Source organism: Candidatus Poriferisodalis sp. (assembly GCF_965204195.1).
Taxonomy (GTDB): Bacteria; Actinomycetota; Acidimicrobiia; order Acidimicrobiales; family Poriferisodalaceae; genus Poriferisodalis.
On record NZ_OZ241975.1, the window covers coordinates 915,720 to 929,919 of the forward strand.

Below are 14,200 nucleotides of genomic sequence, written 5' to 3' on the forward strand. Positions count from 1 at the left end.
AGATTGTCCACAGGTCTTGCACCGGCTTGTGGACACAGGTTCGGCCAATCAGCGCACTCGCTATGGAGTGGCGGCTTGGTAGCCGATGTTCGGGACGGTGAGGATGTAGGTGGGGTTCCTGGCGTCGTCGCCGAGCTTGGCCCGCAGGTCTTTGATGAAGGTGCGAACGCGTTGGGCGTCGCCACCGGCGCCGTCGCCCCAGACGCTCTCGAGCAGTTGCTCGTAGCTGAGGGCGCGGCCCGCGTTGATGCACAGTTCCGACAGCAGCTTGTATTCCGTAGGCGTCAGGCTCGCCGCTTGCCCGCCCACCGTGGCGGTGTGGGTCAGGAAGTCCACCGTGAGATCCCCGAGCCGGTAGGGCTCGGCGTGCTGGGCTTGGGCCTGCCGGCGCAGCGCGGCGGCGATGCGGGCCAGCAGCTCGGTGGGTGAGAAGGGCTTCACCATGTAATCGGCGGCGCCCAGCTCGAGGGCCTTGGCGACGAGCTGGTCGTCGCCGCGCCCGGACACGAATATGACGGGCACCTCCAGCAGCTTGGGGACGCGCCGGATCACCTCGAAAGCGTCCGTTCCTGGCAGCAGCAGGTCCAGCAGCACGAGATGCGGCATCTCCGCTTCCAGCAGATGGCCAACTTCGCTGGGATCGCTGGTGACGACAGGGGTGTAGCCGGCTTTGGCCAGCGTGCTGCGGACGAAGCGCAGCGCCCCGAGGTCGTCGTCGACGACCAGGATGCGCTCCACCTTCGTCGCCGCTGGAGGCGCATCTTGATCGCTGGGCGCGGTGGGAGCTGGCGCTACGGCTGGCTCGTCGAGGGCGGGAACGGTGAAGGTGAACCGGGCGCCCTGGCCGTGCCCCGCGCTGTGCGCCCAGATACGGCCACCGTGAGCCTCCACGATGCCCCTGCAGATGGCGAGGCCCAGCCCGTAGCCGCTTTCCGCGCTGCCGGGGTCGCCGCGGGAGAACTTGGTGAACAGCAGTGGCAGACGCTCGGGGTCGATCCCTGTGCCCTCGTCGGTGACCGAGACTGCCACATGGGTGCCGTCCAGCGACGCGGAAACGCTGATCGTGGACCACTCGCTTGAGTTCGCGGCAGCGTTGGAGAACAGGTTGTGCAGTACCTGCACGATCCTCTGCCTGTCGGCCCAAACGCGGGGCAGGTTCGGCGTGCCTTCGATCTCGACGCTGTGACGATGCCCACCGCTGAAGAACGCATTCTTGGCCTGCTCGACAACCGACTCCAAGTCCATTGGCTCTGGCGATACCGACAGCGTCCCTGCCTCAATGCGGGTCATGTCCAGCAGGTCGTTGATGAGGTCACGCATGTGATCGGCCTGCTCTTCGACGATGCGGAAGAACTGGCGGACCTCAGCAGGATCGGGCGGGATCAGCGAGCTGCGCATAGTGGCGGCTGAGCCCTTGATCGACGTCAGCGGCGCTCTGAGCTCATGGCTCACCATCGCCAGGAACTCGGCCCGGAGCCGCTCCATGTCCTCCAGCGGCGACATGTCCTGGAGCGTTGCGATAACGGTCACCAGCTCGCCGTCTTCCGAACGGATCGGCGTGGCGCTGATCAACGTCGCCACCTCGCTGCCGTCGGGGCGCACGATCACGATCTCTTCTGCGTGCACGGTCTCGCCATCGTTCAACGCCGTTTCGAACGGCAGATCCTCGAAGGCGATCCCAGACCCGTCCAGCAGCTTGTATCTCAACTGCTCCAAGCTCGCCAAGGGGACATGCCCATGCGCCGGATCCAGGCCGATGATGCGACGCGCTTCCCGGTTGGCCATGACGAAGTTCTCCGAAGCCACGTCAACCACCAGCACACCGACCGGGGAAGCGTTGACAAACGCCTCGAGGTCAGCCTTGGACCGCTGCTCATCGCCGTAGCGACGCGCATTGACGAGCGTGAGGGCCGCTTGGCTGGCGAACACCTCCAGGATCTCCTCGTCCTCGTGCGTGAAATCGGCGTCGTCGTGCGGTTTGCCGACATAGATCGAGCCCACTTGGCCGTCGCGGCCTCTGATCTGTGCGCTGATGAACGCGCCGATCCGCGGCCGGAATCCCGCGAACCCCGCAGAGTCCACATGAGCCACGAAATCGGTGATCCTCAACGGGTCCCGCAGTCCGCTGAGATACTTGAACAGCTCGATGCCGGCCTCATAGCCGACCACGGTGTCCTGCTGCTGTGCCGACAGGCCCGAGAACAGCAGGTCCTGCAGTTCCCCGGCGTCGTCCAGCGTGGTGATGGCCGCATATCGGGCGCCGGTCAGCGCTCGGGCGCTGTCCGCCACGCCCTGCAGCACCGTGTCGAGGTCGAGATCTTCGCTGATGCGCCGCATCGCCTCGGTCAGCCCCGACAGCCGGGTCTGCAGCATCTCGTTCTCCGCCCTCAAGCGGTCGATCTCAGCCAACCCGGTACCTCTCTGCCACGGTGGAGTGTGGCTGAATCCTGTCGGGACGGCAAGTCACGTGAGGAGCCGGGAGCACTGTCTCTCAGGAAGGACAGGGCACTAGCGTCCGGCGTTGTGCAGGACATCGATCCCGACGGTCCGCCGACGGTGAGGCTGGGGATCCGAGCCGCCCTTGTGGTGGCCGTTGTGCTCATGGCGGCTGCGTGCGGCCGGGGCGCCGGGGGCGAGTCGCGATACGAGGGGCTGGCAGTGCCCGCATCCCAGTTGCGACAGGTGCCCGACATGGTGCTCACCGACACCGACGGCAACGATGTCCACTTGGCCACCGATACCCAAGGGCAGGTCCGGCTCGTGTACCAAATGTTCACCAACTGCCCGGACATCTGCGGTGTGCAGCTCGCGCAGCTTGCGAGTGTGCTCAACCGTCCGGGTGCTCCCAAGAACGTGGCCGTACTGGCCGTCACCGTCGACCCCGACCGGGACTCACCAGACGTGCTGCGCGCCTACCTCGATCAGTTCAGCGAGGACTTCGTGGGACTCATTCCCCACACCGAGCAGCAGCTCACCGATCTGCAGAACGAGCTGGGTGCGCTGGCGTCGATCAAGATCTTCGACACCACCACGACCGGCGTTCACGACATGACCGGCATGGATCACGATGACATGACCGCCATGGGTCATGGCGATGTCGACTACGACATCGCACACGATGCCCGGGTGTTCGCCTACGCCCCGAATGGCTACGGCTACGCGCAATACCCGCATCCCACACGCCAGACCCAGTTCGATCACGACCTGCCGATCCTCGCCGGTATCGAGCCCAATGCGCCGGCTGAGGCAGGCTTGTAGCGATGCGTTTCTGGTGCTCGGCGCTCGAGGTGCCGTGGAGTTGGTCGTGGCGGGCTTATCCGGGTGTCTGGGCGGCATCACTTGCCATCGCAGTCCCGTACTTGGTGGCGCGGAAGCGGGCTCGCACCATGCGCCCGCTGCCGCTGGAGCCCGCCGAGTCAGCGGCACAGCGCCGGCAGATGTGGTTCTTCCTGGCCGGGGTGGCGGCGTTCTGGGTGGCATCGGACTGGCCGCTCGGCGTCCTCGGTGCCGGCTACCTGGCCTCTGCGCACATGGCGCAGTTCATGCTGTACACGCTGGTGGCAGCGCCGCTGCTGGTGCTCGGCATTCCCGAGCCGATGGCTCGGCGGATCCTGGCGAAGCTGCGGCTCTACCGCCTCATGGCCCGGCTCACCAAGCCGGTCGCCGCCGGGCTGGTGTTCAACGGCTGCCTGGTCGCCACGCACTCGCCATGGGCGGTCGACACGCTGCGGGCGAACCAGTTCGGCTCCTTCGTGATGGACGCGGTGTGGCTGGCGTCGGGCGTGCTCGTCTGGCTGCCGATCTGCTCACCGCTCAGAGAGCACCGGCTGCAGGCCTACCCCGGCAAGATGGTGTACCTGTTCCTGGCTCTGGGGGTAGTTCCGGCGGTGCCTGCGGGTTTCTTGACGTTCGCAGGCTTCCCCCTCTACGCCACCTACGAGCTGGCACCGCGCTTCTATGGCCTCGATGCCGCAACCGACCAGCAGATGGCAGGGCTCATCATGAAACTGGGCGGCATTCCCATCGTGTGGGGAACCATCATCGCGATGATGATGCGATGGGCCGATGAGTCGAGAAAGGCCACCCCCGCGCTCCCTAGTCCACGATGACCAGCGCCCAGTAGACCACCACGGCGATCAGCGCCGCCGCGGCGGCGAGTGCGCGCAATGACAGCCACACCTCGTCACCCGGCCGCAGGGGCCGTCGAGGCGGACGTCCGAACATCAGCCGATGCGGGCGCCTTCGCGCTCGCGCAGCCGAACGTTCACCCACATCTTCTCGATGTGCTGTGCGACAGTGAGCGCCCCTTGGGGCACCTCGTGCTCCGAGAAGAAAGCGTCCACTTCGGCAGCCAGCTCACGTGTGTGCAGGCTTCGTATTCCTCCCGCCATGCGAGGAACGGAATTCTGGGGGAAGCGGTCGGTCAGCTCGTCCCACCGGTCCCGGACGAAAGCCCATGCCGTCGGACCGTGGTCGAGATGCGTCATCGCGGCGCCGAGCAGGTACGGGGCGTTCTGCGTGCGGACTTCGGCCGCGAACAACTCGAGCGTCCGATTGAACAGTGTGGGGTCTTCGAACAGCAGCAGCGATTGCAGGTAGCGCAGCTCGCTCTGCGGCGTGTCAGCCGACCGGTACAGCTCCAGCATGCGCTCATAGTCGGTCTCGTCGCCCGACGCCGCCGTGACCTGCACTGCTGCCGCGGCCAGGTTCGGTTCGACAGCAGCGCTGCCGTCGGCTGCTGTCTCGAAGAGCTCCCGTGCACGTGCCCGGACCAACGCGTCACGTCCCCGGCCGCCTGCCGCCTCGAACAGCACGCCACGCAGCTCGCGGTCGAGATCGGGCTCGCCAGGCTGGGGCTCGAATCCCAGCACGCCCAGCGCCGTGGTCGCCAGATCCCGTATCAGCACGGCTAGGGCTTCTCGCCCGTCCGGATCGGCGATCGCGTGCAGTCCCTTGAGTCCCCCGATCATCCGCTGCCACACGTGCAGGTCGGTCTCTGAGCCCAGATCGGTGACGAGCCCGATGAACTCAGCTGCGCTGGCATCGCCGGCCACGACAGCCGCGTAGGTGTCGTCGACGAGCCCGTACCGCTCGACCGGTTCCAGCACTTCCAGGGCTTGACGCGCCACCGCTGCGAGCAGGTCAGTGCCGTAGCGCACCCGGTAGTAGCCGTGCCCGCCCGCATTCACCACCGCCCACTCGACGGGACCGCCCAGGTCGAGGTTCATCGAGGCATCGGACAGGAGCAGCCGCTCGGTGACTGTGCGGCCATCGGCGAGGCGAGAGCGCACCATCACAGGCACGCTCCAGATGCCGCCCGTGCTCCCGGCCGCCGGTGCGGCGATGTTTGCGTCGCCGGGCGCATCGCTGCTGTGCGCGCTCCCGGCACCAGCGTTGCCGTACACGAAGCGGTGCTGCGACAGCGTGAGCCCAGAGGAGTGCGGCTCAACCGACACGATCGGGTAACCGCCGGCGAAGATCCAGCCGTCCATGACCGACCGCACCGGCTCGCCGCTGGAAGTTTCCAGGGCGTCCCACAAATCGGTCGTGGTGGTGTTGGCGTAGCTGTGGCGTTCGAGGTAGTGCTGCACACCCGCCGCGAACCGGTCCCCGCCGAGGTACCGCTCGAGCATGCGCACGACCGCTGCGCCCTTCTCGTAGGTCAGCACGTCGTACATGCCCTCGGCGTCATCAGGGGAGACCACCTCGTACTCGATGGGTCGGGTAGTGCTCAGCGCGTCCACGTCGAACGCGGCTCCTCGCTCGATCGAGAACTCGTCCCAGCGCTTCCATTCAGGTCGGAAGGCATCGGTGGTGGCCACTTGCATGAAGGTGGCGAAGGCCTCCTTCAGCCAGATGCCGTTCCACCAGTCCATCGTCACGAGATTGCCGAACCACATGTGTGCCAGCTCGTGCGCTACCACGTCGACGATGCGCAGCAGCTCCGCAGTGGTGGCCTTCTGGGTGTCGGCCAGCAGCAGCGTTTCCCGGAAGGTGATGGCACCCATGTTCTCCATCGCGCCGAACGCGAAGTCGGGAACGGCAATGAGGTCCACCTTGGTGCCCGGGTAGGGAACGCCGTAGTAGTCGACCAGCCACGCCAGCGCGAACGCCCCGGCTTCCAAGCCGAACTCGGTCAGTGCCGATTTGCCCCGCACGTGAACGATCCGCAGCGGTACGCCGCCGACATCGATCGGCTCGGTGGCTTCGAGATCGCCGACGATGAACGCCATCAGGTAGGTCGACATCTGCATGGTGTCGGCGAACGTGTCGCGGCGGCGGCCGTCGGCCACGATCTCCGACGACACCACCTCGCCGCAACTGACGGCCATGAGGTCGGCAGGCACGATCATCGTGACGCCGAAGACTGCCTTGAAGTCGGGCTCGTCGAAGCACGGGAATGCCCGCCGGGCGTTCGTCGATTCGAACTGGGTTGTCGCAATGGTGTGCGCCTCGCCGGCCTCGTCGACGAACGTGGATCGGTAGAAGCCGCGGAGCTGGTCGTTCAGCTCGCCGGCGAACGCGCAGCTGATCTGGAGGTCGCCGGGTTCGAGCCGGCGGCCGTCGGCGGGCCGCAGCGTCATCCGCTCGGTCTCGGGGTCAAAGGAGATGTCGGCGTCCGACGTCGCGCCGCCTTGGCTGAGCACGGCGTTTGAGCAGTCGAGTTCGGCGGCGTTCAGAGTGACGCTGTCGATCGGGGCGTGCACGGTTGCTTCGATGCGGACCTCGCCCACGAATCGTGCAGCGTCAAGGTCAGGCTCGATGACGATGTCATACCGATCGGGCCGTATGTCGCGTGGCAGCCGGTACGGGTTGGCATTCGGTGAGTCGTCTGTCAGGAGCGTCACGGCGCGCACACTACCGATGCCCTGCGAGACGCGACAGATGGGTGCGCCCGCTGCGGAGGCGGCAGAACATGCGAGTGGTCGAGTTGAGGTGCTAAGCCCGCGTGCGTGAGTTCCGGGGAGCAGTTGGATGTGGTTGGCATCGGCAATGCCATGGTGGATGTGCTGCTGCGCGCCGATGACGCCGTCGTGGATGGCCTCGGCATTGTGAAAGGGGCGATGACGCTGGTGGACACCCAGCGGGCGACTGAACTTGCCGCGATGGTGGAACTGCTCGGCGGCGCCGACGAGATGACTCCCGGCGGCTCGGTCGCCAACACCATGCTCGGCATAGCTGCGCTCGGCGCTCGTGCCGGGTACATGGGACGTGTCTGCGCTGACGGGCTCGGCGACCTGTTCGTGGCCGACATGGCGGCACATGGGGTCACTCAGGCAACTGCGAGGGCGCCGCGTGATGACCCGACCGGACGCTGCACGGTGGTGATCACGCCCGACGGCGAGCGAACCATGAGCACCTACTTGGGCGCGTCCGCTGGCTTCGCCCCCGCAGATGTCGACTGGGACATGGTGGGCCGGGCCCGAACCGTGCTGCTGGAGGGCTATCTGTGGGATCCCACGGCCGCCCGGGCTGCACTGCGCGAGGTGGCGGAACACTGCGCCACGCCCGGCAACGACTGCCAGGTCGCGCTCAGCCTCTCGGACTCATTCTGCGTGGAACGCCACCGCAGCGAGTTCATCGAGATGGTCGACAGGTGTACCGACGTGCTGTTCGCGAATGCCGCCGAGCTGAAGGCCCTGTACCAGACCGAGGATCTCGATGAGGCGCTTGCGGCGGTGCAGGGCCAAGTGGACATTGCATCGGTGACGCTCTCGGCCGCAGGCGCTGTTCTCGTGACGCCTGATGAAATGGTGCAGGTACCTGTCGAGCCGGTCGACGAAGTGGTCGACCGCACCGGCGCCGGCGACCTGTATGCAGCCGGCGTGCTCTACGGACTTGCCCGCGGCTACGACTTGGAAATGTGCGGCCGCCTGGGTTCGGTGGCCGCCGCCGAGGTCATCTCCCACGTGGGCACCCGGCCGCTCGTGCCGCTCGACGAGTTGGCCGCCGAACTGCTCTAGGCGGGCTCGAACAACACGCTGACCTCCCCGGCGATGGTGTCCAGCAGCGTCTGCAGGCGAAGTCGTTCGGCGCGGATGTCATCGGGGTTCGGACTGACGGCTTCGAGGTAGATCTTCGCCTTGGGCTCGGTGCCGCTCGGGCGGATGCAGATGCGCACCTGCGTTTCGGGATCGTGGCTTGAGTTGCCCGCTGTGGCCCGAGCCAGCTCCAATTCCACGAGGTCAGCGGGGAGCGGCGCACCCGGATCCAGCCAGTCGGTGATCCTCGTGACCGGATATTCGGCGATGGTGCGGGGCGGATCGGCCCGCAGTGAGGCCATGGCGGCCGCGATGTCTTCAGTATCGGCGCGTATCGACGCTGCGCCGGTGACGTGCAGTCCGACTTCGGTGGCCAGCTCGTCGAGACGTTCAAGCGGCCCGATGCCGCGAGCCGCTAACGCCCCCGCCAAGCGCGCGAACTCCACTGCTGCCGCGATGCCGTCTTTGTCCAGCACGGCGTCGGTGACCGAGTAGCCGAGCGCTTCTTCGTAGCCGAACACCCACCGGGCGCCGGGGTGCGTCAACCGGGGCTCCATGATCCACTTGAAGCCGGTGAGGGTGCGGTGGTGGGCCACACCGCGGGCGGCGCACAGGGCTTCGACCATTCGTCCCGACACCACCGACGACGCCGAGATGAGCGTTTTCCCGGCTCGACCGCGGTCATGCAGACCGATCAGCCAGTCGCACAGCAGAACACCCAGTTCATCGCCGCTCAGCCGGTGCCAGGCGCCGTCCCGATCACGAACTGCCACCGCCAGCCGGTCGGCGTCGGGATCATTCGCGAGGACGAGATCGACATCGTGATCGGTGGCGAGGGCCATCGCATCGTCGAGGGTGCCCGGCTCTTCGGGATTCGGGAACGGCAGACCCGGAAACGTGCCGTCGGGTTGCCGCTGGTGCTCCACATAGATCGGCGGCGGCAGACCAGCCGTGGCAAACGCATGGCCCAAGGTCTGCGAGCCGACCCCGCACATGGCGGTGTAGACGATCGGCGGCACATCGTTCGGATCGACCGGTTGACCCTGTGCGTCGAAGACCGGACGCCGGACGGCTGCGCCGACGTACTCAGCGATCACCGACCGCACGTCGAGGCTCTCCACCTCGTGCCGGGCCGCCAGATCACCGTCAGCGGGAAGCGACGACAGGTCCATGCGTGCTTCGATGCGCTGGTCGAGAGGCGGCCGGATCTGCGTGCCGTCGGCCCAGTACACCTTCAGGCCGTTGTCGTCGCTGGGGTTGTGGCTTGCCGTGACCATCAACGCGGCTCCCGCTGAGCGAGCGAGCAGTTGGCGGGCCAGCAACGGTGTCGGTGCAGGGCCGTCGATGATCGCGGTGGGGATGCCCATGGCGGCGAGCAGCCGGGCGGCGTCGAATGCCATGTCTGCCGAGCCTGGCCGGGCATCGAACCCCACCACGGCGCCTCTGCTGCCGAAGTCGGCTGCGATCAGCTCGGCGCCGACGGCTCGTGCGGCGATGCGGACCACGACGCGGTTCATCCGCGCTGGTCCCGGCCCCGTGGGGGCACGCATGCCTGCGGTGCCGAAGCGAAGCACGCTGCCGAACTGCGCCTGCACCCACTCGGAGCGATGGCGCTCGGCTTCGATTGCTTGGCGCGTTGCCGGATCGGGGTCGATCTCCAACCAGGAATCGAGCAGCTCTGCGGGAGTCGTCATGGTCTCGCCTGCTGGCTCGGCATCTGGCTCAGCATGTCGCCTTCCGCTCCGGTTCCCATGCCCAATCTGATGCGGACTCGTGGGCCGCCCGGGCACCACGGCTCAGCCCGTGGCCGTGCGCGCGCAAGTATGTTCGGCCCGGCATGTTGTTCCCGACGTTCGTCTTCGGAGCATTCTTCGTCGTCGTTTTCGTCGTGAACTGGCTCACGCGACCGCATCCGGCCCTGTGGAAGCCACTCATGCTGGCGGCCAGCATCGTCTTCTACGGCTGGTGGAGCTGGCGGTTCGTCTTCCTGCTGCTCGCCACCATCGTCATCAACTGGGTCGTCGGGCACTACGCAGTCATGGGCTCCGACCAGGGGAGGCGCTGGTGGGTGGGGCTCGGCGTAGCCGCCAATCTCACCATCCTCGGCATCTTCAAGTACTGGGATTTCTTCGCCGTCGAGATGTCCAACCTGCTGGAGCGCTTCGGCATCTCGAACGCCTTGCCGGTGCTCGAGTACACGCTGCCGGTGGGCATCTCGTTCTACACGTTCCAGGCGATGAGCTACATCATCGACATCGGCAGGGGGCACGTCCGCGAGATGGCACCGCTCGACTTTGCGGTGTACCTGTCGTTCTTCCCGCAGCTCGTGGCCGGACCGATCGTGCGGGCATCGGAGATGGCGCCGCAGCTCGCTGCCCGGCCCGACCCCCGGCATGTGCCGGCCGCCGAGGCGTTCGGGTTGATCTTGAACGGCCTGTTCAAGAAGGTCGTCATTTCCAGCTTCCTGGCGAGCGAGATCGTGGATGGCGTGTTCGCCGATCCGGGGGCGCACAGCGGGCCGGAAGTCGTGCTGGCGGTGTACGCCTACGCGGTCCAGATCTATGCGGACTTCTCCGGCTACACCGACATCGCCATCGGCGTGGCGCTCCTGCTCGGGTTCCGCTTCCCACAGAACTTCGACAATCCCTACCGGGCGCTCACGCTGCAGGACTTCTGGCGGCGCTGGCACATGACCCTGTCGCGCTGGCTGCGCGACTACCTGTACGTGCCGTTAGGCGGCAACAGAAAGGGCCGCGCCAACACCTACCGCAACCTCATGATCGTCATGCTGCTGGGCGGGCTGTGGCACGGCAGCACCTGGAACTTCGTCATCTGGGGAGGGATCCACGGTGTGGTGCTGGCGGTGGAGCGGCTGGTGCGTGAGCAGCGGGAACGCAGCGGTGCACCGCCGATCCTGCCGGGGAGCTGGGGCGAGGTCGTGCGCTGGCTCGTCACCTTCCATGTGGTGTGCCTGGCGTGGGTGTTCTTCCGCTCCGAGTCGCTGTCTGCTGCGGTCGAGATGCTCGGTGCGATGGCCAACTTCGACAACTACGCCGGCACCGCTACGCCGTTGGTGATCGCGGTGACGTTCGGCGCTCTTGCATTCCAGTTCATGCCGGCCGACTGGTTCGAGGCGCTGCGGGATGGCTTTGCCAGCCTCGGTTGGGTGGCTCAAGGCGCCGTGGTGGGCGTGTCGCTGGTGGCCATCGACGTTCTCGGTCCCACGGGCGTCGCCCCCTTCATCTACTTCCAGTTCTGAGACATGCCCCCCACACCTGACCCTTCGACCGCCCCAGCCGGAACCCAGCCGCGCCTGCATGCCACTGACCGCCGCAACGGCATGCCTGCCGGCAAGGTGTTGCTGGCAGGAGCGCTCGGGCTAGCGCTGGCGATCGTGCTCAACTCGCAGCAGCTGCTGCGCGAGGCCCAGCAGCAGCCGTTCGGCTATGGGCGCGATGCTTCGATGGCAGTGTGGGAACCAATCGAGGGCGTCGCCAGCGCCGTCGGTGCGCACCTGCCGCGCTTGTGGGCCGACGAGGCGCTGGGCCGGGACGTACTCGATCCCGGCGCGATGACTGATCCCTTGAGTTCCGTCGCTGCCGACGAGGCGGTCGACGAAGTCGGCGGCGCCGTGGCTGAAGATCCGACACGTGCTGGTGTCGTGGTTGCCGATCCGGCGATTCCGGCGATCGCGGGTGCCGGAAGTTCCGATGACGACGTGGCAACAGGAGCGCCCGCCACCACGATGCCGTGGTTCCCGACTGCGGCCGATCCGCTGCGGCTGCACATCATGGGCGATTCGATGGTGCAGTTCTTCGGCCACGTCATGGTGGGCCTGGCCAACGACACGGGCGTCATCGAGGCCTCCACGGAGCATCAGCTTTCTAGCGGCCTGAGCCGACCCGATTTCTACGACTGGCCGACCCGCATCGTGGAAGTCCTGGCAGCCGAGAACCCCGACGCGGTGGTGCTGATGTTCGGCGGCAATGACGCGCAGGCAATCGTTGTGGACGATCAGATCGAGCGCCCCTTCTCGGAGGCCTGGGTGCAGGAGTACTCGGCCCGGGTCGGCCATGCCATGGACCTGGTGACGACCGATCCCGACCGGGAGCTGATCTGGGTCGGTCAGCCGATCATGGAGGATCCGGAGTACGACTCGCGCATGCAGCGGGTCAGCGAGATCTTCGAGGCCGAAGCCGCCAAGCGTGACCGGGTGCACTACGTGGATACTCGGAACCTGTTCCGGGGGCCCAATGGCGGCTTCAGTCGCTATGTGGCCGACGCAGATGGGCAGCTCGCCGATGTGCGGCTCACAGACGGCGTCCATCTCAGCACCGTCGGCGGACGCTGGCTGTCGCAGGTGCTGCTGGACGAACTTGGACTCTTCGTCGACCTGTCGTCTGGCGCTCAGTCGTGAAGCGCCGCCCGCCGCAGCGACATCACAGAGCACGCAGCCGCGGCGCATCGCATTAGCGGCACAGCGGTTTGAATTCGAATCCGCGGTCTGAGAGTCGTTCGAGCGCCATGTCGAGTCCTCGCACCGTCGCCGAACGAGGGCCGCCACCGTCGTGCAGCAGAATGATGGCACCGGGATAGGACCGGGCGACGAGGCCGTTGGCAATCGCCTGGGCCGGGCGCTGTTCCCAATCGCGCGGGGAGTAGCTCCAGCCGACCAGTCTCAGGCCCAGCTCGTTGGACCATTCCTCTGTGGATTTGCCGATGGCGTAGTAGGGAGGTCTGAGGCACGGGGTGGCGAGCGGCCCCAGGATCTCCTGGGTGCGCCCGACGGAACGGTCGAAGGCCGTCTTCGAGACACGTGCGAGCGACTCGTGTTGCCAGGAGTGGTTGGCGAGCGTGTGGCCCTCGTGCGCGATGCGCTGGATGAGCAGTGGATATCGCTCTGCGAGGTAGCCGACGACGAAGAAGGTCGCTCGAGCCCCGTGGCGTGCCAGCACGTCGAGCACTTGCGGTGTGTAGGTCGGGTGCGGTCCGTCGTCGAATGTCAGGTAGACGACTGGCCCGTCGTCGGGCAAGGCTGGCGGGGAGACGTGCGTGCTCGACCAGAAGCCGGTGGGGTCGCGGGTAGCTATGCCCTCGCCGAGTGCAGCTGGGAATACGTCGATGGAAAGCCGGTAGTCGACCGGCTCGGGGAGCGACGACGCGACCCTGACCGTCCAGGCTCCGCTCGCCGGCACGTGGGTTGCGAATCTCTGGGTCTGCTCGGCGATGGGCACGAGCGCTGCGCCGTCGCCGAGACGGGCCTCCAGCCAGACTCCGGCCGGCGCGGTGAGCGTCGCCACCATGACGTCATGTTCGGCGGCGTGAACGACATACCGGTGCCGCTCACGCAGCTCGATCCGATCCGACATGACGGTGCCTATGCCATCGAGCTCGAACGCCAGCGGCGTCGCCGGCCTGGTGATCTGCAGCGCGGGCACATTGTTGATCGGCTCGATGCGGGTGGCAGTGGCGATCCACGCTGCCGCCGGTTCTGCTGCACCCGCGCTGTCGGGGCTGATGGACAGGGTGGTGCGTCGTGTGACCACGGTCAGCGGCTCGCCGGGCGGTCGGTCGAAGAGTGATACCTCGATCGCGCCGTGCCGGATGTCGATGGTGTCGATGATGATGTGACGGCCCAATTCCACGGGCGGCTGCACTTCGAATGCCTCTCCGGTATCCACAACGGGTACCAGCAGATTTCCCTCCGGCAAGTCAGCGAATCGGGCCTCGACGTACACGACGACGTCCTCGACGCCATCGCCGTTCAGATCGCCCCGGGCCACTTCGGGATGAAGCACAAACGCGGAGTCTGGGAACGATGTGCGCAGCGCGGCATCGAGATCCGCAGGCAATGGCTCTGGCTCGACCGTGTCGGATTCCACGACGTCCGGCTCGTGATCCTGCTGAGCGGCGGGTTGATCGTCGATGCCTTCGCCGGACGCTTCGGGATCATCCGGCAGCCCGGGATCGCCGGATGGCTCGCCTGACGCCGGCTCGCTTGAGGTCGGTTCGTCGGGAGTGCTGGGTGCGGGCGGGGGAAGGGTCGGCAAGGGAACTGCCGCCGACGTCGCGTCACTCGAAGCGTCAGGCCGCTCGGCAACACCCAGTTCACTTGTGGCCGGCGCCGCGTTGGGGCCCTGTTGAACCTGGCATGCGCCGCTCAGCACGGCAGTCAAGATCAGCAACCTGACCAGGCTAGGGATGCCATGTCCGCGCAC

General features: G+C 66.7%; 10 protein-coding genes. 5 read left to right on the forward strand and 5 right to left on the reverse strand.

The window, feature by feature from the left end; genetic code table 11:
- Positions 1-60 precede the first annotated feature (60 nt).
- A complete protein-coding gene (locus tag ACOGI8_RS04085) occupies positions 61-2,409 on the reverse strand; it encodes an ATP-binding protein (protein WP_419855618.1) in 2,349 nt (782 codons plus the stop codon).
- A gap of 114 nt (positions 2,410-2,523) precedes the next feature.
- Here ACOGI8_RS04085 and ACOGI8_RS04090 point away from each other — a divergent pair, with 114 nt between their 5' ends.
- The gene (locus ACOGI8_RS04090) at positions 2,524-3,258 is read left to right on the forward strand and encodes an SCO family protein (RefSeq protein ID WP_419855619.1); all 735 of its coding nucleotides are present in this window, start codon (positions 2,524-2,526) and stop codon (positions 3,256-3,258) included.
- 2 nt (positions 3,259-3,260) lie between these two features.
- Positions 3,261-4,109 carry a cytochrome c oxidase assembly protein gene (locus ACOGI8_RS04095; protein WP_419855620.1) on the forward strand — a complete coding sequence of 283 codons (849 nt, stop codon included), beginning with the start codon at positions 3,261-3,263 and terminating at the stop codon, positions 4,107-4,109.
- On the opposite strand, the gene ACOGI8_RS04100 is transcribed toward ACOGI8_RS04095, so the two are convergent.
- Positions 4,096-4,224 (reverse strand): hypothetical protein, encoded by a 129-nt coding sequence (locus tag ACOGI8_RS04100; RefSeq protein WP_419855621.1) that lies wholly within the window; start codon positions 4,222-4,224, stop codon positions 4,096-4,098. The two genes, ACOGI8_RS04095 and ACOGI8_RS04100, sit on opposite strands and share 14 nt — an antisense overlap.
- Positions 4,224-6,848 (reverse strand): M1 family metallopeptidase, encoded by a 2,625-nt coding sequence (locus ACOGI8_RS04105; protein ID WP_419855622.1) that lies wholly within the window; start codon positions 6,846-6,848, stop codon positions 4,224-4,226. The genes ACOGI8_RS04100 and ACOGI8_RS04105 overlap by 1 nt, the downstream gene beginning before the upstream one ends.
- Before the next feature lie 105 nt (positions 6,849-6,953).
- Here ACOGI8_RS04105 and ACOGI8_RS04110 point away from each other — a divergent pair, with 105 nt between their 5' ends.
- Positions 6,954-7,964 carry an adenosine kinase gene (locus ACOGI8_RS04110; protein ID WP_419855623.1) on the forward strand — a complete coding sequence of 337 codons (1,011 nt, stop codon included), beginning with the start codon at positions 6,954-6,956 and terminating at the stop codon, positions 7,962-7,964.
- On the opposite strand, the gene ACOGI8_RS04115 is transcribed toward ACOGI8_RS04110, so the two are convergent.
- A complete protein-coding gene (locus ACOGI8_RS04115) occupies positions 7,961-9,676 on the reverse strand; it encodes a phospho-sugar mutase (protein WP_419855624.1) in 1,716 nt (571 codons plus the stop codon). The two genes, ACOGI8_RS04110 and ACOGI8_RS04115, sit on opposite strands and share 4 nt — an antisense overlap.
- A 143-nt stretch (positions 9,677-9,819) precedes the next feature.
- On the opposite strand from ACOGI8_RS04115, the gene ACOGI8_RS04120 reads away from it, so the two are divergent.
- On the forward strand, positions 9,820-11,241 hold the full coding sequence (locus ACOGI8_RS04120) for an MBOAT family O-acyltransferase (RefSeq protein WP_419855625.1): 1,422 nt from the start codon (positions 9,820-9,822) through the stop codon (positions 11,239-11,241).
- A 3-nt stretch (positions 11,242-11,244) separates the two neighbouring features.
- Entirely contained in the window at positions 11,245-12,399 is a 1,155-nt protein-coding gene (locus tag ACOGI8_RS04125; protein ID WP_419855626.1) for a DUF459 domain-containing protein, read from the forward strand.
- A 52-nt stretch (positions 12,400-12,451) separates the two neighbouring features.
- Here the strand turns inward: ACOGI8_RS04125 and ACOGI8_RS04130 are convergent, their stop codons facing one another.
- Complete coding sequence (locus ACOGI8_RS04130) at positions 12,452-14,167, reverse strand: polysaccharide deacetylase family protein (protein WP_419855627.1); 1,716 nt, start codon at positions 14,165-14,167, stop codon at positions 12,452-12,454.
- Between the last annotated feature and the right edge of the window lie 33 nt (positions 14,168-14,200).

Coding starts and splice junctions, on each gene's coding strand:
- ACOGI8_RS04095 (WP_419855620.1), top strand. CDS start 3,261: ATGCGTTTCTGGTGCTCGGCGCTCGAGGTGCCGTGGAGTTGGTCGTGG.
- ACOGI8_RS04115 (WP_419855624.1), bottom strand. CDS start 9,676: ATGACGACTCCCGCAGAGCTGCTCGATTCCTGGTTGGAGATCGACCCC.
- ACOGI8_RS04100 (WP_419855621.1), bottom strand. CDS start 4,224: ATGTTCGGACGTCCGCCTCGACGGCCCCTGCGGCCGGGTGACGAGGTG.
- ACOGI8_RS04120 (WP_419855625.1), top strand. CDS start 9,820: ATGTTGTTCCCGACGTTCGTCTTCGGAGCATTCTTCGTCGTCGTTTTC.
- ACOGI8_RS04125 (WP_419855626.1), top strand. CDS start 11,245: ATGCCCCCCACACCTGACCCTTCGACCGCCCCAGCCGGAACCCAGCCG.